This is a genomic window from Aquibium sp. ELW1220 (assembly GCF_030398385.1).
GTDB lineage: Bacteria > Pseudomonadota > Alphaproteobacteria > Rhizobiales > Rhizobiaceae > Aquibium.
The window spans coordinates 1-24,905 of sequence record NZ_JAOAOQ010000037.1 but is presented as its reverse complement, the minus strand read 5'-3'; the positions used below and the strand labels follow the sequence as shown (position 1 = coordinate 24,905).

Genomic DNA, 24,905 nt, shown 5'->3' with positions numbered 1-24,905 from the left:
CCCGGGATCCATGCCTCGGCATTCGTCGAAAAGCGAGACGACGGAGAAAGGTGCCGGCGGCTTGGAATCTCCGGCGCCGTCACGCTCGCCCGCGACGTCGAGGCATGGATCCCGGATACGTCGTCCTTCGCTGCGCTCGGACGCCGTTCCGGGATGACAAAGGTTAGTGGGCGTGGCGATGACGAAGGTGGGGGCGCGGCTTCGGCTGCGATCACCGCGGCAGGGCGCCCGCCACGCCCTCACCGTCGTCATCCCGGGCGAAGCCGGAGCGAAGCGGAGGCGCAGACCCGGGATCCATGCCTCGGCGTTCGTCGGAAGGCGAGACGACGGAGAAAAACCGCCGCCGCCGGGAATCTCCGGCGCCGTCATGCTCGCCCGCGACGTCGAGGCATGGATACCGGATACGTCGTCCTTCGCTCCGCTCGGACGCCGTTCCGGGATGACGAAGGTTAGTCCGCGCGGCGATGACGACGGTGGGGACGCGGCTTTGGCTGCGGTCCCCGCGGCAGGCGCCGTCCTCTCCGTGATCATTCCGGGGCCGCGCAAACTGCGGCCGGCAGCCTCGGAGCCGCCAGCCGGTCCGACTCCCCCTGCTGCCTCGCAGCCTACTCCGCCGCCGCCCCGTAGTCGACATTGCCGCCGCCGTAGCGGCGGACGCGGACATTGGCCTGTTCGGCGTGGCCGACGAAGCCTTCCAGCATCGACAGGCGCGAGGCGTAGCGACCGACGAGCGCGCTCGCCTCGTCGGTGACGACGCGCTGATACGTACACGTCTTCATGAACTTGCCGACCCAGAGGCCGCCGGTGTAGCGGCCGGCGCGCCTCGTCGGCAGGGTGTGGTTGGTGCCGATGACCTTGTCGCCATAGGCGACGTTGGTGCGCGGGCCGAGGAAGAGCGCGCCGTAATTGGTCATGTTGGCGAGGAACCAGTCGGGGTCGCGCGTCATCACCTGGACGTGCTCGGAAGCGATGCGGTCGGCCTCGGCCAGCATTTCGTCCTCGCTGTCGCAGACGATCACCTCGCCATAATCGCGCCAGGCCGCGCCCGCCACGTCGGCGGTGGGCAGCACGCCGAGCAGCCGCTCGATCTCGGCCATGGTGTCGCGGGCGAGCTTTTCCGAATTGGTCAGCAGGATGGCCGGCGAGGTCGGGCCGTGCTCGGCCTGGCCGAGCAGGTCGGTGGCGCAGATCTCGCCGTCGACGCTGTCGTCGGCGATGACCAGCGTCTCGGTCGGGCCGGCGAAGAGGTCGATGCCGACGCGGCCGTAGAGCTGGCGCTTGGCCTCGGCGACGAAGGCGTTGCCCGGGCCGACCAGCATGTCGACCGGAGCGATGGTCTCGGTGCCGAGCGCCATGGCGCCGATGGCCTGGACGCCGCCCAGCACGAGAATCTCGTCGGCCCCGGCAAGATGCATGGCGGCGACAATGGCCGGATGGGCACTGCCCTTGAAAGGCGGCGCGGAGGCGACGACGCGCTTGACGCCGGCAACCTTGGCGGTCAGCACGCTCATGTGGGCGGAGGCGACCATCGGATATTTGCCGCCAGGCACGTAGCAGCCGACGGCGTTGACGGGGATGTTGCGGTGGCCGAGGAAGACGCCCGGCAGGGTCTCGACCTCGATGTCCTTCAGCGCCGCCTTCTGGTGTTCGGCGAAGTTGCGCACCTGCGCCTGGGCGAAGCGGATGTCGTCGAGGTCGCGCTTCGAGAGCGCCGAGAGCGCCTTGTCGATGTCGGCATCGGACAGGCGGAAGCTCTCGGGCTCCCAGCGGTCGAAGGTGCGCGACAGGTCGCGCACCGCAGCGTCGCCGCGCGCCTCGATGTCGGCCAGGATGCCTTCCACCGTGACGCGGACCTTGCTGTCGGCCTCGGCGCGCTCGTCAGCGCCCCTTGCGGTCTTGAGATGGCGGATCATGGGTGTCTCCTCGAAAAGAAAAATGCCCCGGCACGCCGCGCCGGGGCGATGACGGAGGACGGTCTCGCGTCAGCCGATGTCGCTCGCCTCGCGGCCGCGCGTCAGCTGCGAGATGGTGACGGCGAGGATGAGGGCGCCGCCGTTGAACACGTTGGTCACCCAGAGCGGGATGCCGAGCATGGTGAGGCCGGTGATGCCGGTGGCGAGGAAATAGACGGCGACGATGGCGCCCCAGGGGTTGAAGCGGCCCGGCAGGATGGTGGTGGCGCCGAGGAAGGCCGCGGCGAAGGCCGGCAGCAGGAAGTTCAGCCCCGAATAGGGATCGGCCGAGCCGAGCACGCCGGCATAGAGCACGCCGGCGGCGGCGGCCAGAACGCCCGAGGTGACCAGCGCGCCGAGCCGGACGCGGTCGACGGCGATGCCGTTCAGCCGCGCCACCTCGCGGCCGCGGCCGACGAAGAGGAGCCGGCGCCCGAGCGGCGTGAAGTCGAAGACGTAGGACATCAGGATCGCCGCGGCGATGGCGTAGTAGAAGGCGTAGGGGACGCCGAGGAAGCGGCCGCCGACCACGGCCATGACCAGGCTGTTGTCGATGCCGCCGATGGTGGACGAGTTGGTCATCCACTGGACGAGGCCGGTGATGAGCGACGTGGTGCCCAGCGTCACGACCAGCGAGGGGATGCGCACGTAGATGATGAAGAAGGCGTTGACCAGCCCGACCGCGGCGCCGGCGCAGAGCGCCAGCGCGATCGCCAGCCCGATCGGCAGGCCCTGCCAGACATTGAGCACGCCGATGACGCAGGAGGACAGCGTCAGCGTCGCGCCGACCGAGAGGTCGTAGTCGCCGGCCGTGAGCGGCACGATGATGGCGAGCGCGAGCAGGGCGGCGGGCGCATAGGAGGCGAAGAGAATGGCGAAATTGCCCCAGTTCAGGAACGAGGTCGGCATGGCCGCCCCGAAGCCGCCGATCAGCAGCAGCCAGACGAGGATGAGCGCCACCCGTTCGAACAGGCGGGTGAGGTTGGCGCCGGAGCCTGCGGCGGAGGCGGTGGTAACGGGGGTATCGGTCATGACGGTGTTCCGTTGACGGGCGAGGACGCGGCGGCGCGATCGAGCGAGGCGTAGCAGGCTTCGGCGATGCTCTCCTTGGAGATCTGCTCGCCGACCAGTTCCTCGCAGACGGCGCCGCGGGCGAAGATCAGGACGCGATCGCAGATGTCGGCCAGTTGCTCGGCGTCGGAGCTGGCGCAGATGACCGACATGCCGCCGGCCGCCGCCTGGCGCAGCGCCGCGAAGATGTGCTGGCGGGTGCCGACGTCGACGCCCTGGGTGGGCTCGTCGAGCAGGAGCAGGCGCGGCCTGCGGTTCATCCAGCGCGCGATCAGCACCTTCTGGGCATTGCCGCCGGAGAGCGCCGACAGCTTGAGCAGCGGATCATTGGGTCGCACCTCGAAGGCCTCGCCGAGCTGGCGCGCCTCGCGCTTCATGCGGCCGTTGCGGAGCAGGCCGCCGGTGAAGAACCGGCCGAGATCGGGCAGGAACATGTTGTCGACGATGGGCAGCGAATCGACGCCGCTGGCGCCCTGCCGGTCACCCGGAAGCAAAGCGAGGTCGAGGTCGATCGCCCGGCGCGGCGTCAGATCGGCCAGCGCCGTGGCCGGGCCGTCGTCGAGGGCGAGCGTGCCGCCGGTGACCCGCCGGGCGCCGAAGGCGAGATAGGGCAGTTCCTCGTAGCCGGAGCCTATGAGGCCGGTGAGGCCGACGATCTCGCCCTCCCCCACGGTCAGGCTGGTCGGCCGCAGCGTCCGGCTGGCGACACCATCGAGGCGCACGCGCGGCCTGGCATGGGCGGCATGGACGGCGCGGACGGGTGCTGCGCGGGCGAGCTTGCGGCCGACGATCATCTCGACCATCTGCTCGTGGGTGGCCTCGCGCGTGACGAGGCTGCCGGCGACATCGCCGTCGCGCAGCACGGTGGCGCGGTCGGTGATGGTCATCACCTCGTCGATGTCGTGCGAGATGAAGACGACGCTCGATCCGTGCGCGGCGATGCTGCGCACCAGGGTGAAGAGCTTCTCGACGCCTTCGCGCGGCAGGAAGGGCGTCGGCTCGTCGAGCAGCACGAGACCGGGGCGGCCGGTAGCCTCGCGGGCGACGCGGACCTCCTCGAAGGCGCGCACGATGGCCAGGAGCGCGCGGTCGACGGCCGAGAGCCGGTCGATGCGCTCCTCGGGATCGAGCGGCACGTCGAAGCGGGCGAGCGCATCGCGCGCGGCGCGCCATTCGGCCGACCAGTTGATGACGCCGCGACCGATGGCGGTGAGGTCGGACAGGCGCAGGTTTTCCAGCACCGTCAGCGAGGGAATGAGGCCGAGATTCTGGTGGACGAAGCTCATGCCGAGGCGGCGGAAGTCGCCCGGTCTCAGCGGAAGCGAGACGGGCTCGCCGTTGAACTCCATGACGCCGCCCGGATCGGGCGCGTGGAAGCCGGCGAGGATCTTGACGAGTGTGGACTTGCCCGAGCCGTTCTTACCGAGCAGCCCGTGCACCTCGCCGGGCGCGACCTCGAAGGACACGCCCTTGAGGGCGCGGGCGCCGCCGAAGGTCTTGGCGATGCCGTCGAGGCGCAGAACCGGCGGCGCAGGCTGCGCCGCCGGGGTTTCATGTGTGGTCATGTCCGGCCCTTCTTCGAGCAGGCGCCCGCTTACTTGTCGAGGCCCCAGAGCTTGCGGAAGCCTGAGACGTAGGCGTCGCCATAGCCGGTGTCGAACTGCGCCGGCGTGCCGGCGTCGGCGACGTTGTCCTTGTCGAAGATGTAGAAGGGCACGTTCAGCGCCTTGGGGCTCTCCATGCCGCAGGCGTCGCGCAGATGGCCGTCGACGGTGGCATAGGCGATCCAGTCGAGGCTCTCGCCGATGTTCATGTCGACGAGGCCCTGGGCGATGAAGTCGAGCACGAAGGGCGTACCGTTGAAGGTCGCGACCTTCACCTGGCCGACCTTGCCGGTGAGGCGGGTGGCCGGGACGACGAACTGCGACATCGAGTCATAGATCGGGATGATGACGTTGATGTCCGGGTTGGCCTGGAGGGCCGCCTGCACGGCGGGCTGGATCTTGGTGGCCCATTCGGTGACGCCGACATTGATCTCCTGCACGATCTTGCAATCGGGGCAGTTGGCCGCGAGCATCTCGTCGATGCCGGCCGTGAGCGGGATGGTCGGCGGCACTTCGCGCGAGACGATGGTGAGGATGTTGGCCTTGCCGTCGGTGTTGGCGATGGCCCAGTTGGCGAGGATCTTGCCGACTTCGTTGAACCCGATGGTGAGCGACGACGACACGTCCGGATGCTGGTCGAAGGACGGATCGTAGAAATGCGACGTCATCACCTTCACGCCCGCATCCTTGGCGGCCTTGACCTGCGGCGCCACCGTGCCCGGATCGATGCCCGAGATCAGGTCGATGATGTCGAAGCCGTCGCGGATGGCGAATTCGAAGCCCTGCACCCACTGGCTGGGCTGGCCCTGGTTCTCCCATTCGACGACTTCGAGGCCGAGCTCGCCGCCGACCTTCTTCATGCGGTCGATGATGCCCTTCAGGAACGGGTTGGCGCTCGAGTTCGGGATCGACAACATCTTCTTGCCGGCCGCGCAGGCCTTGGCGTCGAAGGGCTCGCCGGGTGCCGTGAAGACCGGCTTCGACAGATAGGGCTCGAGGAACGTCTTGGCGGCGGCCACGCCGGAAGCGTCCTGGGCGGAGGCTGCCCCTGCGCCCAGAGCGACGGAGGCCAGCAATACGAGCGGATAGAGGCGTCTCAGCATGTTCTACTCCCGTTGAACGGACACGAGCCGGTTCCCGATGGCGCGGTCCATTTATGAATACGCATTCAAATGTTGCGCATCAGCCAATCCGAGTCAATCATGATCCGCGCGCGGGGCGATTGAATCGGCAGCCGATAGGGATTACCGATCATCACCCCCGATGGGCGGAGCGACATGATCATGCGACAGATGAATACGGTCGAAAGATGAGCGAGACCGCGGACCTCCCCCTGCCCGTTCCGGACCCGGCATCGGCCTCGGCACGGCGGGTGCAGTCGCGGACGACGTCGTTCGACGTGGCGGCACTGGCCGGTGTCTCGCAGTCGGCCGTCTCGCGGGCCTTCACGCCCGGATCGAGCATCGCGCCGGCCAAGCGGCAGCGGATTCTCGAGGCTGCGCGCAAGCTGAACTACGTGCCGAACTCGATCGCCAGCAGCCTGACGACGAAACGCACCAACATCGTCGCGCTCATCCTGGGCAACCTGGCCAATCCGTTCTACGTCGAGGTGCTGCGGACCTTCATCGACCGGCTGCAGGCGCAGGGCCGGCAGATCCTGACCTTCACGGTGGAAAACGGCGCCGACAGCGACGAGGCCATCCTGCGCGTGCTGCGCTATCAGGTGGACGGCGTCGTGCTGACCTCGGCGCAGCTGTCGACGCGCATGACCAGCATGTGCCACGACCGCGGCATCCCGATCGTGCTGTTCAACCGCTACATTCCGGGCAGCGACGCGTCGGGCGTGCGCTGCGACAATGCCGGCGGCGGGCGGCTGATGGCGGAGGCCTTCCTGGCCGCCGGCGCGCGCAGCTTCGCCATGATCAAGGGCGATCCGAAGGGCACGACCAGCCAGGACCGCGCCCGCGGCTTCACCGAACGCCTGCTTGAGGCGGGCGTGGCGCGCAGCGCGATCCGCGAGATCGAGGGCGCCTCGACCTATGACGGCGCATTCAGCGCGGTGCTGGCGGCCTATCGGCGCGAGCCGGACCGGCTGCCGGACGCCATCTTCGGCATCAACGACATCATGGCGATGGGCGCGATGGACGCGCTGCGCCAGCGCATGGGGCTGAAGATCCCGCAGGACGTGATGATCGGCGGCTTCGACGACATCCCCGAAAGCCGGCGCCACCCCTACCAGCTGACGACCGTGCGCCAGCCGGTGGAGAGGATGGTGGACGAGGCGCTGGCGATCCTGCATCTCGACGAGCCGGCGCTGCCGATCGAACCGGGCATCGACCGGCAGGTGCCGGGCCGGCTGGTCTGGCGTGGGACGATTCCCGCTCCGGCGCTGCCGGGGGCCTGAGGCCGACGGCGGGCGCTGTGACCCTCGACGGACGACGCACGCTCAACCGAAGCGCCATCGCGGCAGATCCCCGCACCGCGAGCGGTGCGAGGCAGCACCCCCTCTCCGTCTCGGGCTTCGCCCGAGCCACCTCTCCCCCTGCCCGGGGGAGAGGACAGGCGCGCACGTCGCGGCCGGCAAAAGGCGGATGATCGGCGTGTATCGGATTGCCGGGGCAAATCGTCCTTCAGGCCAATGATCTGCAGCCGATGCCGATCCGTCGAAGAAGGACACGGCGCCCATCCAGGCTGGTATCCTCTCCCCCGGGCAGGGGGGTCCGCAGGACGGGCGAGACAGGCGGCTCGCCCCGGCAAGGTGGCCCGAAGGGCCGGTGAGGGGGTGCTGCCTCGCGCCGCGCAGCGGGGCGAGGATGCGGCCGGCCCCGATCGCGGGGTGCCTTTCGCCCCGCCCTACTCCGCAGCCTGCGGGAAGTAGCCGAAGCTGAAGGGTTCGGGGGCGCCGCGCACGGCGTGCTGCTCGGTGCGGAGCTTTTCCGTGGCGGCCGGTTCGACCCGGTTGTCGGGCGTGAGCACGACGCCGTACTTCTCGGCCGCCGCTTCGGCCGAGACCAGATCGTAGCGCACGTCGCGCGCGACGTGTTCGGCCGGGCGGTCGAGCGGGTCGCCCCAGCCGCCGGCGCCAGCCGTGCGGAACAGGATCCGGTCGCCGGCTTCCACCGCCAGATTGTCGATCTTGGAGGGGATGCGGGTCGGCTCGGTCTCGCCCTTCTTCACCAGCCACTTGGACGAGGTGCCGCCGTAGAGGCCGCCATTGATGCCCCAGGGCGGCACCACCTCGCGGTCGTCGTGGATGGAGACCTTGCCGGTCTCAAGCACGCGGTAGATCTTCTCGATGCCAGCGCCGCCGCGATGCAGGCCGGCACCGCCGGAATCGCGGATCGGCCGGTAGCCCTCGACCAGGACCGGATAGTAGTTCTCGATGTATTCGATGGGCGTCGCCGAAAAGAGCGGCCACCAGGCGTGGCCGTCGAGGCCGTCGCCGCGCGGACGGCCCGGCACGCCGCCGAAGAGCAGCTCCATCAGCTGGAAATACTTGCCGTCCTTGTCGTGGCCGGTGAAGATGAAGTGCGGGCTGGTGCCGTAACCCGCCGCCATCGACAGATGCGGCGCGCGCTGGCCGAGCGCGCCGGCCTGGCAGTCGAAGAAGCGGGTGTGGGTGTTGAGGCGGTTGGAGAGTGCCGCCGGGAACTTCGGGTTGAGCAGGCTGCCCTCGGGAAGCACCACCTCGAACAGGTCGTAGAAGCCCTCGTTGAAGAGCACCGACGGGTCGAAGGCCATGATCATGTAGACGCCGAAGAACAGCTTGCAGAGCCCTTCGTGGATGTGGAAGTTGATCGGGCCCGGCGCCTGCGGGTCGGTTCCCGTCCAGTCGAAGACGGCGATGTCGCCGCGACGGTAGATCGACAGCGTCATCTTGAAGGGGCCGTTGCCGAGGCCGTCGTCGTCGACATAGTCGGTGAAGGTGACGGGCTCTTCGGAGATGTACTTGTCGATCAGCACCTTCATCGCCTCGCGGGTGCGGTCGAGCAGCATGTCGCAGGCGGTGGTGTAGGTGTCGCGGCCGAAGCGGTCGCAAAGCTCGCGCACCCGCACCGAGGCCGTGCGGCAGCCGGCGATCAGCGCCATCAGGTCGGCGCGGTTCATGTCGGGCGTGCGCGAATTGTTGAGCATGATGTCGAGCACGCCCTTGTTGAGCACGCCCCTGTCGTAGATGCGCACCGGCGGCACGCGCAGGCCTTCCTCCCAGATCGTGTGGGCATCGGCCGGCATGGAGCCCGGCACCTTGCCGCCGACATCGACCATGTGGCCGAAGATCGAGGAGAAGCCGACGAGCACCTCCTCGTGGAAGATCGGCATCATCACGCACCAGTCGTTGTTGTGGGAGATCGAGCCCTTGCAGGCGTAGGGATCGTTCCAGACGAAGACGTCGCCTTCGTTGATGTCGCCCTCGAACTTCTCGACGATGGCCGGGATGTAGGAGCCGAACTGGCCGACGATCATGCGGCCGCGGGCGTCGCAGATCATCGGGAACTCGTCGTGCTGCTCGCGGATGACGGGCGAGAGCGAGATGCGCACCACGACGCCGTCCATCTCGAAGCGGGCGTTCTTCAGGGCGTTCTCGATGATGTCGAGGGTGATGGGATCGACTTTGGTCGCCATGATATCAATTCCCCTTCGAAACGGGCCAGATCAGCAGGTTGCCGTGGATATCCACTTCGACGAAGTGGCGCGGCAGGAGCACGGTCGTGGTGTCGTACTGGCGGATGATCGCCGGCCCCTCGACACGGGCGCCGACGGAGAGCCGGTTGCGGTCGTAATGCGGGATGTCGCTCCAGGCGCCGTCGAAATAGGCCGGGTGCGTCTCCATCACCGCATCCTTCGGATCGGCATTGGCAACCACCGGCGGATGCTCGTCGACCGGCGGCGTGGCGCCGGTGGCGACGACGCGCAGGGCGACGAGCTCGACCGGGACGTGGAAGCGCACGCCATAGAGCCGCTCATGCACGGTGTGGAACCGGTCGAGCACGCTGTCGAGCGCACCGCCGCCGTCGACGAGTTCGGCCGGAACGTCGACGCTGACCTCGAAGCCCTGCTGCTCGTAGCGCAGGTCGAGCGAATAGCTGATGCCGCGATCGGCCGCCTCGACCTCCTGCTCGTCGAGCCAGGCGACCGCCTTGGCGCGCAGCTCGGCAAAGCGCGACCAGACGTCGGCCGCGACGATGCCCCGGGTGGAGCGGATGAAGGTCTGCACGAACTCGTTCTTGAACTCGGCCTCGAGGAAGCCGAGCGCCGACAGCACGCCCGGATTGGCCGGGACGACGACGGGATAGCAGCCGAGGAGCTCGGCCAGCGCATTGGCATGCAGCGGACCGGCGCCGCCGAAGGCCACCATGCCGAAATCGCGCGGATCAAGCCCGCGCTGGACGGTGATGACGCGCAGCGCGCCCAGCATCACCTCGTTGGCGATGTCGAGAATGCCCTTGGCCGCATCCTCGACCGACAGGCCGATGGCCTGGCCGATGCCGGCCACGGCCTTGCGCGCACCCTCGACGTCGAGCGTCATGTCGCCGCCGAGCAGGACCGGCGGCAGGTAGCCGAGCACGACGTTGGCGTCGCTGACGGCCGGCTCCGTGCCGCCGCGGCCGTAGGAGACCGGCCCCGGCCGGGCGCCGGCCGAGCGCGGGCCGACGCGCAGCGATTTGGTGAGATCCGACACCTCGGCAATGGAGCCGCCGCCGGCGCCGACGGAGCGGACGTCGAGCGTCGGCACCTTGGCGGGGAAATAGCCGACCTCGGTGGAGCGCGAGATGGTGGGCTCGCCGTCGATGATGACCGAGACGTCGGTGGAGGTGCCGCCCATGTCGAAGGCGAGCAGCTTGCTCAGCCCGGTGCGCCGCGCGATCATCACCGTCGAGGTGACACCGCCGGCCGGGCCGGAGAGAACGGTGTGGACCGGTCGGTCCGAGGCTGCCTGGGCGCTCATCAGCCCGCCGTCGGAGCGCACGATGTGCAGCTTGGCGGCGACGTTTTCTTCCTTCAGACGGTCCTCGATGCGCGAGAGGTAGCGCTTCATGATCGGCCGCACATAGTCGTTCATCACCGTGGTGATGGTGCGGTCGTATTCGCGGAATTCCGGCAGGATGTCGGAGGACAGCGAGACCGGGATGTCGGGCCAGCGCTTCGACACGATGGCGAGCAGGGCGCGCTCGTGGGCCGGATTTGCATAGGAATGCATGAGCGAGATCGTCAGCGCCTCGATGCCCGAGCCGCAGAGATCGTCGATCAGCCTGGTCGCGGTCTCGACGTCGAGTTCGCGCACGACCTCGCCGCGGGCGTTGACGCGCTCGGGGATGCCGCGGGTGTCGGCCAGCGAGGCGAGAGGATCGGGCTTGTCCATGACGATCCAGCCGAAAAGCGGGCCGGGCGTCCAGGACTTGGCCAGATGCAGCGTGTATTCGAAGCCTTCGGTGACGAGCAGGCCGACGCGGGCGCCCTTCCCTTCCAGCACCGCATTGGTGGCGACGGTGGTGCCGTGCAGCACCAGCGCGAGGTCGGAGGGCGAGATGCCCGCCTTTTCGCAGATCAGCCGCACGCCGGCGGCGACGCCGATCGACTGGTCTTCCGGCGTGGACGGCGTCTTGGCCTGCCACGTGCGCTGCGTCGCCTCATCGTGCAGCAAGAGATCGGTGAAGGTCCCTCCGACATCGACTCCCAGTCTCATGCAAACTCCCTTTCGGTTCGAAAACCAGCCTTGCGGGCCTACTCTTGAATGCGTATTCATTGCAGCATAGATTGCCTTCGAGGACATTCGCAAGAGGGTAGGGAAACGGAACTGGCGGACACGCCTGCGACGTTCCGCCCTCGCCACCGGCAGGACACCATCGGCACATGACCGGACGCACGCTCTACGACAAGGTGTGGGACAGCCACGCGGTGAAGACCTACGAGGACGGCTCGACGCTGCTCTATGTCGACCGCCATCTGGTGCAGGAGGTTTCGAGCCCGCAAGCCTTCGACGGCCTCAAGGCCATGGGCCGCGCCCTGCGCCGGCCCGACGCGCATGTGGCGGTGGCCGACCACGCCGTGCCGACGCGGATGCGCGACAAGCCGCTGCCCGACGGGCTCGCCGCGCGGCAGGTGTCGCGCCTCGTCGACAATGCCAGGGCCTTCGGCGTGCCCTACATCCCGATGAACGACCGCAGGCACGGCATCGTGCACGTGATCGGGCCGGAACTCGGCTTCACCCTGCCCGGCGCCACGCTGGTGTGCGGCGACAGCCACACCTGCACGCACGGCGCCTTCGGAGCGATCGCCTTCGGCATCGGCGCAAGCGAATGCGAGACGGTGTTCGCCACCCAGACCATCCGCCAGACCAAGCAGAAGCGCATGCGCGTGCGGCTGCTTGGCGCGCCCGGGCCCGGCGTGACCGTGAAGGACATCATCCTGGCGCTGATCGCGAAGGTCGGCACCGGCGGCGGCTTCGGCCACGCCATCGAATATGCCGGGCCGGCGATCGCGGCGCTGTCGATGGAGGCGCGCATGACGCTGTGCAACATGTCGATCGAGGCCGGCAGCCGGGTGGGCATGGTGGCGCCCGACGAGACCACCTTCGCCTACCTTCAAGGGCGGCCGCTGGCGCCGGCGGGCGCGCTGTGGGACCGCGCGGTGGCCGAGTGGCGGACGCTCGCCAGCGACGCCGATGCCGTGTTCGACCGCGAGGTGGAGCTCGACGTCTCGGCGATCGCGCCGCACGTCTCCTGGGGCACGACGCCGGAGGAGACGCTGCCGGTGACCGGCGCCGTGCCCGACCCCGCCGCCGAGCCCGACCCGGCGCGGCGCGCGCGGCTGCAGAAGAGCCTCGACTACATGGGGCTCACCCCCGGCATGCCGCTGAAGGAGATCGCCATCGACCGCGTGTTCATCGGCTCGTGCACCAACGGCCGGATCGAGGATCTGCGCCGCGCCGCGGGCGTTTTGTCGGGCCGCCGCATCGCGCCCTCCGTGCAGGGCATCGTGGTGCCGGGCTCGGCCGGCGTGCGCAGCCAGGCCGAGGCGGAAGGGCTCGACCGCATCTTCCGCGACGCCGGTTTCGAGTGGCGGGCGTCCGGCTGCTCGATGTGCGTGGCGATGAACGACGATCGGCTCGCCGAGGGCGAGCGCTGCGCCTCCACCTCCAACCGCAATTTCGAGGGCCGCCAGGGCAAGGGCGGCCGCACACACCTGATGAGCCCGGAAATGGCGGCGGCCGCGGCCGTGGCCGGACGGCTTTCCGACGTGCGCGACCTGGGACGCTGACCATGGAAAAATTCGCCACCCTCACCAGCATCGCAGCCCCCCTGCCCGAGACGCATCTCGACACGGACGTGATCTTTCCGGCGCGCTTCCTGCTCTTGCCCGACAAGAAGGGGCTCGGCGAACAGCTGTTCAACGAGCGGCGCAGCAACCGCGACGGCGACGGGCCGCGCTTCGTGCTCGACACGCCGCCGTGGAACCAGGCCCGCATCCTCGTGACCGGCCGCGCCTTCGGCACCGGCTCGAGCCGCGAGCAGGCGGTGTGGTCGCTGGCCGACTTCGGCATCCGCTGCGTGATCGCGCCGAGCTTCGGCGAGATCTTCTTTTCCAACTGCTTCAAGAACGGCGTGCTGCCGATCGTGCTCGACGAGGCGGCGCATGGCGCGGTGATGGCTGCGGCCGATGCGGCGCAGCCGCTGACGATCGACCTCGAGGCGCAGGCCATCCGCTTCCAGGACGGCCGCACCCTCCCCTTCGCCATCGACCCGCACCGCAAGCGCACGCTGCTCGAAGGCCTCGACGAGATCGGCCTGATCCTCGCCGACGACCTCGCCGACATTTCGGGCTTCGAGGCACGGCAGCGGCAGGAGCGGCCCTGGCTGCACCTGACGCGGGAGCAGCTGGGGTATCTGGACGATGTCGGGGAGGAACTGCGGTAGGGGGGAGACGGAACACGCAGGCCCCTTCCCTGCCGGCTCAGCCTCCCGTCACCGGGAAGCACGATTGCCCCGTCATGACGATCTCGTCGGGGAAGACGATGTCGACGGGCGAGAGGAACCTGTAGGAAACGGTGACGATGGCGAAGCCGCCGATACCGGCGCATTCGCCGTTCTCGTCGATCGCGACCAGTTCCGGATCGAGCAGGACGCCCAGCCCCTCCGCGGCGGCGACGGCGTAGGATCGGGCCTGCCCGGCGTCGAAGGCGCCGCCGGGAGCGCATTCGGGCTGCAAGATGCCGATGCAGCGGGCGACGGAGGTCGCCACGTCCTGCACGGCCTGGCTGGTCCAGTAGGCTCTCCCGCCTTCGACGGTTCCAAACAGCAAGAGGAACATCGGCAGCGCCAGGATCGCGATCTCGACGGCGCTGGACCCGTCGCGGCACCCGAGGAAGCGGCTGACCATGCGTCTCAAGGCACGCTCACCATGGAATTGACCGAGATGGCATCGCCGGAGGAGGCGAACCCGAAGCCGCCGAACTTCGGCTCGTAGCTGCGCGACACGTCGATCTGCACGTATCGGGACGCGTAGCCGCCCGAACCACAGGTCCGGCCGCATTCGAGCGCGCTCCCGAAGGACATCGACGCGCCCGACCCTGACGCGCAGAAGCACTGAGCCGCGGAAGCGGCGCTACCCGTGGTCGAGAAGCTTCCGTCCCGATTGACCACCGTCAGGTCGCCGTTGACGACAATCCGCACGACCCCTCCGCGAGGCAGCCTGTTTGCGGCGACGGCGGCCGTCTGACGCGCGACCTCTTCGGGGGCTTCAGCCACGCGGCTGGCATTGACCAGAAGAAAGTTCGATCCCGCCGACACGGCGGCGCTGATGTCGGAGCGGGAGACCAGCAGGTCGCCCACGTCGGCTATTCCAGCCATGATGACGATGAGCACCGGCGCGATCAAAGCGAACTCGACGCTCGAGACGCCCTTTTCGCACGCGCGGGCACGATCGAGGCAGTGCCTCAGGCGGGCGCAGAGGGAAGCCCGGGAGCCGCTCAACGCACGATCCTCACGGCCACGGTTTCCTGCGAGCCGCCGCTATCGCCGCTCATTTCGCAGTTCGAAGCCCCGGTGGTTCCGCCGGTGAGCGTCACCCGGGAGGCGACGACCTGGAAGCAGCCTCCTGTCCCGCCACCGACGCCCGCTCCGCCTGCCATGTCCAGGGGACCGTTCGGGAAATAGAAGGCACCGGAAATCTGCGCGCTCGATGCACCGGCCGCGAACGAGGCTCCGTTGCGGATGGTCGAGACCTGCGGCCCGATCAGCGCGACGTTGGCGTTCGCGCCCGTCGTCGGTGCGGACAGCGTGACATTTCTGTAGCCGGCCGTTGCGCAGAAGGCGGCGTCGCCGCACGACCCCGACGACTTCACGTCCTTGCCGGAGACGACCAGAGTGACGTCCTGGCCAAGCAGGCTCACCTCCTGGCCGAAGCAGCTCACGCCGCCGCCGCCGCCGGCCCCGAGCTGGAAGCCGCCGTTCACCGTCCACGTGCCCGCGCCGAGCCGGATGCCGCCCGAGAGCGACATCTGTCCGTCGACGTCGCTGTGCGCGGCCCGGCCGAACCAGGCGCAGGTTCCACCGGACGTCTTCACGCTGCCCTTGATCCGGAAGCCGTCGCTCGCCGCCACGTCGCCCGTCCTGAGCCGGCTGCTGCCCTCCAGGGACAGGGCGGTGCCGCCGCTGTTGCCGATGTGGTAGTAATTGCCGCTGCCGCCGCCGAGCTCGACCCTGGCGCTGCCCTCGAGCCTGATGCCGTATCCGAGGTTGAACGTCGACGCGTCGCCGAAGACAAGGCTGCCGCTTCCCTGCGCGCAGATGCTCGGCTGGTTGCTTCCGCAGGTGAACTTGCCGTTGCCGATCAGGAAGCTGCCCGCGCCGAACGTCGCGGTCGCCGATCCCTGGATGCGCAGCCCCTGGCGAATGGTCCAGCTGCCGCCGCCGAACCTGAACTCACCGGACGATCCCGTTTCGATGCCGCCATTGACGTGATAGGTTCGCCCGGTGAGACCGGGGTCGATGTCGAGCGTCACGCCGCCGGCGACGGTGATGTGCCCGAACCTGATCTCCTGGCCTGCCTGCACGCCCGAGCAGTCGACGGTCCATCTGGGCGCGTTCCACGCCGCGCTGCAGCCATGGGGCATCTTCGCCTTCACCGCCGCGGCGGTGGACTGGTTCCATCCGCCCTCGAAATGGACGTCCGTGCCGCTCAGGGCCGTCGGCATGAGCGGCCATTGCATGGCGTTGACGCTGGACAGGCGGGCCCATGCGGCTGCGATGCCCGAATGCCCGGCAAGCGGATCGGTGACGGATTGCCGGGCCACCGTTTCCCTAACGTTGTTGTCCCAGATGCAATTGGCGAGGGTGGATCCGTAGGTGACCCTCAGCGCCGAGATCCTGGTCCCGCAGGGCGCACCGATGGCAGCGTTGGAGGCGATGGCGCAGTCCGGCGCGTTCAGCGTCGTGCCGCCGGAAAGGGTGATGCCGGATTGCGAAGCGTCCAGCGCCACGACGCAGGCGCCGCCTTCCTCCTCCTCGGCACGGCCGAGGATGGCGGTCGATCCGGAGCTGACGGGGATGGCGACGACATCGTTGAGGATGGCGGACAGGAAGGCCGGCTGGACGCCCGCCATATCGACCCTGACGGCAAGAGCGGCGGGATCGAGCGGCGAGGCGACGAGACTGACGCTGGCATCCGCCGGGTTGCCGCCGTTGAGGGCGACGACCGCGAGGGCTGCCGCCCGCATGCGTTCCTCGGACTCTTCCTTCGAATAGGCGACCGCCCCGGCATAGGCCGCGAGGTCGGAGATGCGCTGGTTCTCGGCACGCAGGCCGACGGCAGAGCCATATTCGACCGCCAGCCCGGCGCAGCCGATGACGACCGGCATCGACACGGCCGAAAGAACGAGCATGTTGCCCGACGCGTCGGCGGCGAACCGCCGCATTGCCCTGTCCAGTGCCGCCAACATCGTCACTGCGACCCACTCCACGGTTCTCGATTGACACGAAATGCATGCGCCATTTCTGCACGCATCGTTTGCAGGATCATGCCCTACACAACCTTCGTGAACTTGCAGTTGCAATGCCTGGTTAAGAAACCGCCAACGTCTTCGGATCGGGCCGGAGACAGGCCTGACGTTCGATCTGGACGAATATCGGAGTAAGGCCTTTGGACAACCGCGTTCTCGACCCGCACCGCATGCACAGCCGCCGGAGAGGCTCGACGGGGTCGGCGCGATCAGGGGTTGCGGGGCGAGGCAGCGGCAGGAGCGGCGGCATCCGACGCGGAGCAGCTGGGGGATCTGGACGATGTGGGGGTGGAGCTGAGGCGGATTCAGCGCGGCGGCCCCCCAACATCGGAATGGGCTCCTGTGAAGAAAGTGCTTGCGAGCTGTCAGTTGTACCCCATGCGTTGAGTGGGAATGCCCGCAGGGGCTAATCAACCACGAAGAATGCTGCGGAACTCGCAATTGTGCCCACAAGCAGACTCCGATCGAGGAAGACATTCCGTTGCTCGCAGCTCGTTTCGGCGATCAATAGACAACCGTGGCATGCCGCACCGTGGAGGGCCCGGTCTTCTGATGCGTTTGTAGGGTCATGATCAGCGCAGATCGGATCTCCGGAGCAGAGACCGAGACGCTCCAGTGCCGATGCCAGGACTGTCGGGAAGCGACGTGTCACCTCGACCAAGCCACCTAGCGTCCCCTGATTGCCGGCGCTGGCGGTATAGATGAGGATGCCGCATTCCTTCGGCTGACCCGGCAAGCCCGGAAGGAGATAGAGGCGCTCTTTCAGCGAGCTTGCGGGATAGCCGCAATCAATGGCAACCTCGTTGATCAGCGCGTGAGAGAGGCTGTGCGCCATCGTATATTCGATGTGTTCGCCTTCCCAGGCCATCTTGTCCGAGGCGCCGCGGTCGCGTCGGGATTTCTTCCAGGCTTTTAAGCCGCCATTCAAGATGGATCGCCGCAACTGGACATCTGTTCGCGTCGCCCAGGCCATCAGCACGTTGGGATCAAGGCGGATGAAAAAGCCTTCGCCATATTGTTCGATGGCAGGGAGCCAGTCCGGGGTCTCACCCAGCGGCGCGCCGTTCACGGCGAGACCGACATCCTCCACCCCGTCATCGGCAAGCGGAGCCGGTTCGAAACGCGTGAATCCATAGAGGCAGGAGACCTCCCGAAGTCTGTGCACCGCGACCAGATCTTTGATCCCTGACAGCATAGGCAGACGTATCGGGTCCCAAAGGTCACGGTCGAGCGTTTCAGCGTGCAGCCGGGCGTCTGGCCTGTTCTCGCCAATCAGCTTCCGTCCGCTCGCGAGCAACTGGAACTCGGCGATACGAGGATTCAGCTGCCCTTCCTGCCCTGCAGATTCTGCCCCGGCCGACCGCCTTGCCTCGATGCGTGCCAGAACGACATCGTCCAAAAACGGTGCCAAATTGGCGTTGATAGCTGGATTTGCCCTCCGAGCCATCGCCACTTCCGACGTGGAAGCGCACCAATTGACGCTCGACCAGACCGTATCGAGCGCCTTATCAAGCGCGTCGTTTGATTCCGGAAGTGAGATCACGCGAACGATCTGGGGGAAATAGGTGTTTGTCGCGCTGCGGGTGAGAAGCCTGAGGGACTTGTCGCAGCCGTCCGGATCGTCCGAACCGATCCAGGGCCGCTTGCCGCTGCACGGACCAAGTCGGCCGGGCTGGAACAGCTCTTCGAGCGAAAGCCGCGCGCCGCACTCGCAGACGATGCGCGTGTCCCGAGGGTCGGCGCTGGTGCCGGAATCCTCGAGCCACATCGCCCGACGGCAGGCACCGCCTTCGCCGCGCGTCTCTCCGAAGCGGCCCGCATGCACCACGCGCCTCCACTCGATATCCTGCAGGTGGCCCTTCTCGCAGCCGCAGACGAAGCGCAGCGGCGATGCGTGGCGCTTCTTGCCATCATCGCCCTTCCAGTCGAGCCGCTTGGGTACCTCAAGCTCGCTGAAGCGCACGATCCGGCGGCGGTTCGGCGGATCGCCGGCGACGGAATCGCAGGCGAACCACTCCGGAAATACCCGTGCCTTGATAGCCGGAGACGGTAGCCGTGGATTGCCCGGATCGATCGGCGGCGTCCGGAAGCTCAGCGGCTTGTCGGAGGAGATGCGCTTGTCGTCGCCGCCTGCGAGTCTGCGCTCCAACAGCTGTGCGAGCCGTGGCTCTTCGATTGGCTGGAATGCTTGGGGTCCAAAGGATTCCCAGTGGTCGAGACCCATCACAAGGACGGAACGGTCAGGCAGGTCCATCATCGCGCCCGGGCCGAAGAGCCCGACCACCTGGCCCATGCGGATCTGGTCTTTTGCCATGGTGGTCCTCAGTTCAGCGTGTTGCCGAAGTTGTCGATGATCTTCAGGGCCGAGGAATGCTCCACATCGCGCATGGAGCGACCTGCCTTGAAGGCTTTGAGGTCGGGGTCGAGCGTCCCCAGCAAGGGGTCGAGCGGCTGGTGCAGGAGCGCCTGCGGGCCAGGATAGCCGTAGTAGAGCTTCTCCGCGTTTCCACGCCGGTCGTCTGCGATGCGCCGCCAGGTGTCGAGCAAGCCCTCGACAATTGCCTTCAGCGCCGCGTGCCCGCCGACAACCGCATCCGCGGGCGCGCGGGAGAGGATCACGTCGACAATCTCCTGCGCCCGCACATGGTCGGGCATTTCCACCGCATCGCGTTCGTCCGTCAGTTCCGGATGCAGATGCCGTACGCAGGCCACCACGACGGCTGCGAGCGCGCGGTCGATCGCCCGCGCTGCCCATGGTGTCACGCTGGTCGGTTCGACGACGCGGTAGAAGGCGGCGTGGAACTGGCGGAAGCGCTCGAAGTGCAAGCGGTCGCGCGGTTTCTGAGCGTTGAGGAGGGTCACCACCAGGCCGGGCCTGTCGGGGAGACGTCCGACGCGGCTTGATGCCTGGATGTACTCCGATGCGGATTTTGGCTGGCCTTGCATTAGCATTAGCCCCAGACGGCCGATATCGAGGCCGACGGAGATCATGTTGGTGGCGAGCGCCACGTCGACGCCCGCCTTGTCGGCTGCGACAACGGCGAGGGAATCCTTCGCGGCGGCCACCTTGTCGGTGCTTTCGCGGGAGGTGAGTTCCAGCACGTCGCGCAGGCGACGGCTCGCAAAGGGCTGGTCGTGCGGCGCGATGCGACGCCGCTTGTCCCCATAGTCGGAGAGATAGCTGCGCACCTCGTCCTCGACGATGCGGCGCGCACCGCCGAGTTCGCGCAGTGCGTTGAAGTAGCCGAGCGCCGTCATGTAGGGGTCAGCGTCGTTGCCATCGTCTGCCTCCTTCTGCGAGGCGGCGAGCAAGGTGGTGAGCGTGCGGAGGAAGACGAGCTTCGGGCCCTTTCCGGGGGCGGCGAGTCCTAGATAGAGACGTGCCGGACGCTCGGTCGGGGGCACGGTCTTTGCAAAGAAGCTGTCGCGTCGGTCCGGGCCGGGCGGAGGGAATATCTCCGTCGTCTCGCGATCGAACAGCGCCTTGATCTGCGCCGAGGCGCGCCGGACAGTCGCCGTCGAGGCAACGATCTTGGGTCGCACGCGGCGTCCCATCACCGTGCGGGTGGCAAGGCGGTCGAGGGCGACCTCGTAGAGGGCCGCAACCGTCCCCAGCGGGCCGCTGATCAGGTGCAACTCGTCCTGAATGATGAGGTCCGGCGGGTCGAGCGTGTAGCCGTTGTCAAGCGGACTTCCGTTTGCCGCCTTGTCGTTCGCCCCGTAGAAGCCCCACTCGTCTGTCCGGTTCACGTGGCCGAAGAAGGCGCCGGCCTCGCCAAGCCAGGGCAGTCCGGCGAACTTGTCGACAGTGGCGATGACGAAGGCCGGAAGGCGGCGGTAGATCGCCTCGTCGACAGTGAGGATCGGCAGCGCACGCGCACCAGTGAATTCACAGTCGGCATTGGTGCAGCGGATCTCCATGTTCTTCGGCGCTATGGCATTCGGCGTGCAGGCGAAGCTGTCGGCTGTGAAAGGCTCGGCGCACCATGGGCAGGCCTTGATCGGCGCGGGCGCTTCCCGCCCCGAGGTCTTGAAGCGCTTGACGCGGATGACCGCGGTATCGGGATTCGCATTGCCCTTGCCGCCGAGGCGGTTCGGCGAGGCGGCGGAACCGACCCAGAGGCCAATCTCGATCGGCCATTCACCGAGCAGGCGCTTCGTCCCTTCCATCCAGGCGGATTCGCCGCGCATCAGCTCGAGCGCGCAGACGACGCCTGCCGCGCGCGACAGCTGGTCGAGAGTCAGAAGGCGCAGCGTGTAGCGCATCAGCACCGAGACGCCCGCGCCGAGCTTCCCGCTGGCGGTCAGGCGGCGATGCGCGATCGTCCAGGCGGCGAGGCCGAGATAGGCTTCCGTCTTGCCGCCGCCCGTGGGGAAGAACAGCAGGTCGACAAGCTCACGGTCGTCATGCAGCTTGTCGTTCAGGCCGGGAAGGTTGAGCAGCACGAAGGCGAGCTGGAACGGCCGCCAGGTCGGCTGCTTCTGCGCCGCCGGATCGCCGCCACGGCCCGCCGTGCGCTGCCGAGCGGCGCGGGCGACGGCCTCGTTCATCGCCAGGAAGGCAAGCCGCGCCCACTTGTCCTTCTTCAGAAGCGCTATTCCCGCCTCGATCCGGCCCTGTGCCCTGCGGGCCGCATCGAGCAAGCGCTCAGCAGTCCTGCGCCGCGGCTCCCCATGGATTTCGCTAATGCCGCCTGCCTGGATTTTAATCCAGTTCGCATACTCAGCCGGGAGGCCCGATAGCGCTGCCACCAGCACGTCCGGATCGCCTGCCGCAAGCTTCGCCAGATCCTCCATGCCGAAGGTCGCGCCTATCTCCTCGTTCGGCTCGACGCGCTCCACCTCGGCCATCGGCAGAAAGTCGGTCTGCGCTGCGCGTACGAGGTGGTCCTCGTCGGGCGCCCAACTCGCCGAGGTAGCGTTGCCGACGGCATATTCGGCCACATCGCGGTAATGCAGATCCGAAGTCGCGGCGTCCGGATCGGCGGAACCGAAGCCGGTCATGTCGATGCGCGGATGAAGCGGCAGTTCGCTCCGCACCTCGAGCTTCACCTGGAAGGCGAAGGTTACGTCGGCGAAGCGGCGGCGCGCCGGGTCTCGGCGGTTCACCAGCATGATCGTCAGCGCTACCACCTCGGCCTTGCTCCCGTCCGGCTGAGGCAGGCTGTAGGGTCGCGCGAAGGCTTCAACCACGAGCCCGCCGCCAGGCCGCTGGTGTCCGGCCGAGCCTTCAAGGGTGCGCTTTACGCGTTCGCCGGGCTTCGGCACCGCAATGGTGACGCTTGCCCGTCCGGGAATGCGCTTCCACACGACATCCTTGTGCTTCGGGTCGTAAGCGGCGGCTTCGTCGATGAACACCTCAGGCGGCAGCGGCGGCTCGGTCACGTAGTCGCCCCAGGTGGCGGTGACATTGACGCTCTGGGTGCGTGCGTCGACCAGGACGGTCAGTCCGCAGGCCGAGGGTGCGAGCGGTCGGCGCGGCGCAGGGTCGTCGGGCGCGGCATCGTCAGCTGCACGGGCCGGACCGGTCTCCGGGTCGCTCTGCTCCTCGCCGTCCGTCGCGGTGTCGCCGGTCTCTTCGAGCTGTTCATCCTCGTCGACGCCGTCCACCGGGGCCGGCACCAGGAATCCCGTCAGATACCAGCGCGAAGGATTCGTTTCGAGCGTCTCGTCGGCGAGGTCGGTGTCGCGCGGGTCGGGACCGATCAGGTCGCGCCGCAGCGTCTCGACGAGCCGGCCGCGCACGGCGGTGGGTGATTTCGGGTCGGTCGTCATGCTTCCACTTTCTCGGTCTCGTCGGCCTGTGGCGGTACCGGCATCCTACTCGTAGACGGTTTCCCGCCCTTCCTGGTAATCGCCCACCACCCAGATGAAGCTCTGGATGTCGATCCGGTCGCGCGGGCGCATGTCGGCCAGTTCCCGTTCGGTCTTGGCAACGAGATCGAGCAGGCTTTCGTAGACGGGCAGGTGCAGCCGTGCCTCGTAGTCATCGGCGAAGCGATGACCGACGCGGGCGGCGAAGTCCTTGGTGGCTTCCGGCTTCAGGAACATGTGTGTGTCGGGCCGCCAGAGATAGGGCAAGTACGTCGCGACGGTCCACTTCGCGTTGTCATGTGGTTTCAGCGCCTGCTCCATCGCCAGAAGATGGGGCTTGCTGGCATCCAGCGTGAAGCGGGCGGCGGCCCGGACGAAGTCGTCAGCGTGGGGACCGCGCAGCACGTCCTGCAGACGCGTCTTCTCGAACGGCGAAAGCATGTTCGTGGCGCGGAACACAGCAAGCACCGCTTCGCCAAATCCTGTCCCGTCGACCGCCTTCTCGAGCGGCGCGGTCTCGTCGAGCTTCGCCTTCGCCGCAAGCTTGTAGTCACGCTCCTGGGACGCGTATCCGTCGGAATGGAAGCCGTTCGGGAAGAAGGTCAGGAAGCGCTTCCGAGCCCCGTCGAAGCCGAAGTACTTTGGATCGCTCTTGCCCGCGTCGTCGTGCAGCTGCCGCCAGACGTCGTCGGCATTCTCTCCTTCGACGCAGCGGACACCATCGGCAAGCCCAAAGAAACGGCCGTTCATCCGGACGAGACGAAGCTCTTTCTTGCCAAGCTTGGCGGAGCGGACGGTTTCAGCCTTGCTCACTTCCCCGGCTCCAGGTTTGAAACACTCGTAAGCCTCGCAGCCATGCGCTCCTCGAAGTCCAGGCGCCATTCGCCGTCGAGCGTACACCACTGCGACTTCTGACCGCGCACCATGACGAACTCGTTGATGATCGGCTTGGTAAGTGCGTTGGTTACAATTGCGATCCTGTAATGCGCGCTCGGATTGCGGTCCCTCTGGTAATCCTTGAGGTAGTTGAACTCGTTCACAGTCAGCTCCGCGCTGACGTCGCTTCCGGATCGACCTTTGACTTCGACGTGCAGAACCTCGTCGTTACGAGTGGCGACCAGATCGTAGCCTAAATTATCCTTCTCCACCGATTTAATATCGAAGCCGAGGCTTTCGAGTTTAGTGCCAACCGCCAGGACAGCCGCTTCTTCGATCCTCCGGCGTCTTTCAACATCCACTTGCCAACTGGAGCGCCCGGCCTTCGGCTTTCGAGTGGCGGGGGTGGCATTCGGTCCCTGTTTAGGATCGAGGTCCTCGAGAATCCTGTTCAGCAGTTTCAGAGCAGGCGACCCCGGCCTGGGATAGAAGACCTTTTGCTGGCCGGGCCACGACTCACCATTTCGCGGCTGGCCCGGCCGGACGAAGATCGGGCGTGTGTCAGGCACCAGGAGCACGCAGTTCTCTGCCTTCGCCGTACAGAGATAGCTGGCCGCTTCTCCGTCGAACAACCGCCTGCGAGCAAGCTTGCCTTTGGGATGCTGGACCTCGCGAAAGACCGTTGCATCGCGCCAGAAGCCGACGACAGCGCGGCCGCCCTGTTCCGGATGCGGGGCAGTCCATACGACGGTCACGCCTTCGAGCCTTTCCGCCTGTCGCGGCACATCGAAATGCTTCTCCAGATGCAGGTTCCCGGTGGGCGGCACGTATCCGTAGCATGTGCCGTCGATGTCTCGAAAATTGAACATCTCACCGCCGGAGCCGTTTTCGGCAACATACTTAAACCCACCAGCACTCAAGCTGGCACGGTCGCCATCATACTTGGCCATCCACGCCGTATGAAAAACAATGATATCAGGCATCTTGGTCCTCCCCGCTTTTCGCCTCGTCATCTTCTCCCTCGTCCGCTGCCATCAATCCAGCGGCGCGCTCTTCGGCGGCGCGTTCCGCGTTCAGTGCCAGAAGGCGGGCGAGGACCTCGTCCTTGAATTCCGATGGCCAGTCGAGGCGGGTCTTGGGTGTCTTGCCCTCGTCCGCTTCCTGCTCGATAAACTCCGGCGCTGCGCGATCGGCCAGGTCGTTCCACCCATAGGAACGCAGCACGGCGACATCCATCTCGTGATGGAGCGCTCGCAGACGAGCGATGTCCGCGCCGTTTTCCCCGCGCGCGTGGAAGCGATTGTAGGTCTTCGTGAGGCCCTCGTTGCAGGCGATCATGAGTTCGGCGCGAAAGGCGTAGTAGGCCTCGCCTGCCACTTCGAGAGTAGCGTCGGTTTCGAAATTGAGGGGGAATGGGAAGGTCTCAAAGCAATCCGTCGGGGTATAAACGGGATCGTCTTTCATGGTTGACCCCTCATGAATCCCCTCATTTCACGAACGACTCACTTTTGCCGCTAGCGCTCGGGAAACCGCTTGTCGACGAATCGGTCGAAGGGATGGCGGAGCGATGCGGGCGAGTGCGCAACGAGC

Annotated in this window: 17 protein-coding genes; 3 read left to right on the top strand and 14 right to left on the bottom strand. The window is 67.2% G+C overall.

Translation table 11 applies throughout. The features are described 5' to 3' along the window. Nucleotides 1-605: 605 nt before the first annotated feature. From hisD to N1F91_RS24310, 4 genes are all read right to left on the bottom strand, one after another. Entirely contained in the window at nt 606-1,913 is a 1,308-nt protein-coding gene (gene hisD / locus N1F91_RS24325; protein WP_289996055.1) for a histidinol dehydrogenase, read from the bottom strand. A gap of 69 nt (nt 1,914-1,982) precedes the next feature. Beyond that, nucleotides 1,983-2,984, bottom strand: a complete 1,002-nt coding sequence (locus tag N1F91_RS24320; RefSeq protein ID WP_289996053.1) for an ABC transporter permease — start codon at nt 2,982-2,984, stop codon at nt 1,983-1,985. Then, entirely contained in the window at nt 2,981-4,588 is a 1,608-nt protein-coding gene (locus tag N1F91_RS24315; RefSeq protein ID WP_289996051.1) for a sugar ABC transporter ATP-binding protein, read from the bottom strand. Before N1F91_RS24315 ends, N1F91_RS24320 begins: the two co-directional genes overlap by 4 nt. A 29-nt stretch (nt 4,589-4,617) precedes the next feature. After that, entirely contained in the window at nt 4,618-5,730 is a 1,113-nt protein-coding gene (locus N1F91_RS24310; RefSeq protein ID WP_289996050.1) for a sugar ABC transporter substrate-binding protein, read from the bottom strand. Nucleotides 5,731-5,936: 206 nt separating this feature from the next. Here N1F91_RS24310 and N1F91_RS24305 point away from each other — a divergent pair, with 206 nt between their 5' ends. Further along, nucleotides 5,937-7,031: a LacI family DNA-binding transcriptional regulator gene (locus N1F91_RS24305; RefSeq protein ID WP_289996049.1), complete on the top strand. Its 1,095-nt coding sequence runs from the start codon at nt 5,937-5,939 to the stop codon at nt 7,029-7,031. Between the two features lie 449 nt (nt 7,032-7,480). On the opposite strand, the gene N1F91_RS24300 is transcribed toward N1F91_RS24305, so the two are convergent. Together N1F91_RS24300 and N1F91_RS24295 are read right to left on the bottom strand one after the other, a co-directional pair. Beyond that, nucleotides 7,481-9,250 (bottom strand): hydantoinase B/oxoprolinase family protein, encoded by a 1,770-nt coding sequence (locus N1F91_RS24300; protein ID WP_289996048.1) that lies wholly within the window; start codon nt 9,248-9,250, stop codon nt 7,481-7,483. Between the two features lie 4 nt (nt 9,251-9,254). Next, nucleotides 9,255-11,312, bottom strand: coding sequence for a hydantoinase/oxoprolinase family protein (locus N1F91_RS24295; RefSeq protein WP_289996047.1), 2,058 nt, complete (start codon nt 11,310-11,312; stop codon nt 9,255-9,257). 167 nt (nt 11,313-11,479) lie between these two features. On the opposite strand from N1F91_RS24295, the gene leuC reads away from it, so the two are divergent. Beyond that, entirely contained in the window at nt 11,480-12,886 is a 1,407-nt protein-coding gene (leuC, locus tag N1F91_RS24290) for a 3-isopropylmalate dehydratase large subunit (RefSeq protein WP_289996046.1), read from the top strand. A 2-nt stretch (nt 12,887-12,888) separates the two neighbouring features. Then, nucleotides 12,889-13,542 (top strand): 3-isopropylmalate dehydratase small subunit, encoded by a 654-nt coding sequence (gene leuD, locus N1F91_RS24285; protein ID WP_289996045.1) that lies wholly within the window; start codon nt 12,889-12,891, stop codon nt 13,540-13,542. 37 nt (nt 13,543-13,579) lie between these two features. Here leuD and N1F91_RS24280 read toward each other — a convergent pair whose 3' ends face one another. The 8 genes from N1F91_RS24280 to N1F91_RS24245 all read right to left on the bottom strand — a co-directional run bounded on the left by N1F91_RS24280 (nt 13,580) and on the right by N1F91_RS24245 (nt 24,779). Then, nucleotides 13,580-14,005 (bottom strand): TadE/TadG family type IV pilus assembly protein, encoded by a 426-nt coding sequence (locus N1F91_RS24280; RefSeq protein WP_289996090.1) that lies wholly within the window; start codon nt 14,003-14,005, stop codon nt 13,580-13,582. 5 nt (nt 14,006-14,010) lie between these two features. Beyond that, nucleotides 14,011-14,598, bottom strand: coding sequence for a TadE/TadG family type IV pilus assembly protein (locus N1F91_RS24275; protein ID WP_289996044.1), 588 nt, complete (start codon nt 14,596-14,598; stop codon nt 14,011-14,013). Further along, nucleotides 14,595-16,541 carry a Tad domain-containing protein gene (locus tag N1F91_RS24270; RefSeq protein WP_289996043.1) on the bottom strand — a complete coding sequence of 649 codons (1,947 nt, stop codon included), beginning with the start codon at nt 16,539-16,541 and terminating at the stop codon, nt 14,595-14,597. The genes N1F91_RS24275 and N1F91_RS24270 overlap by 4 nt, the downstream gene beginning before the upstream one ends. Nucleotides 16,542-17,031: 490 nt before the next feature. Next, nucleotides 17,032-18,939, bottom strand: coding sequence for a DUF1998 domain-containing protein (locus N1F91_RS24265; protein WP_289996042.1), 1,908 nt, complete (start codon nt 18,937-18,939; stop codon nt 17,032-17,034). Between the two features lie 8 nt (nt 18,940-18,947). After that, nucleotides 18,948-22,400: a DISARM system helicase DrmA gene (gene drmA, locus N1F91_RS24260; protein ID WP_289996040.1), complete on the bottom strand. Its 3,453-nt coding sequence runs from the start codon at nt 22,398-22,400 to the stop codon at nt 18,948-18,950. A 45-nt stretch (nt 22,401-22,445) separates the two neighbouring features. After that, nucleotides 22,446-23,252 carry a hypothetical protein gene (locus N1F91_RS24255; RefSeq protein WP_289996038.1) on the bottom strand — a complete coding sequence of 269 codons (807 nt, stop codon included), beginning with the start codon at nt 23,250-23,252 and terminating at the stop codon, nt 22,446-22,448. Continuing rightward, nucleotides 23,249-24,298, bottom strand: coding sequence for a DUF3883 domain-containing protein (locus tag N1F91_RS24250; RefSeq protein ID WP_289996036.1), 1,050 nt, complete (start codon nt 24,296-24,298; stop codon nt 23,249-23,251). Before N1F91_RS24250 ends, N1F91_RS24255 begins: the two co-directional genes overlap by 4 nt. After that, nucleotides 24,291-24,779, bottom strand: coding sequence for a hypothetical protein (locus N1F91_RS24245; protein WP_289996034.1), 489 nt, complete (start codon nt 24,777-24,779; stop codon nt 24,291-24,293). The genes N1F91_RS24250 and N1F91_RS24245 overlap by 8 nt, the downstream gene beginning before the upstream one ends. Nucleotides 24,780-24,905: the final 126 nt, after the last annotated feature.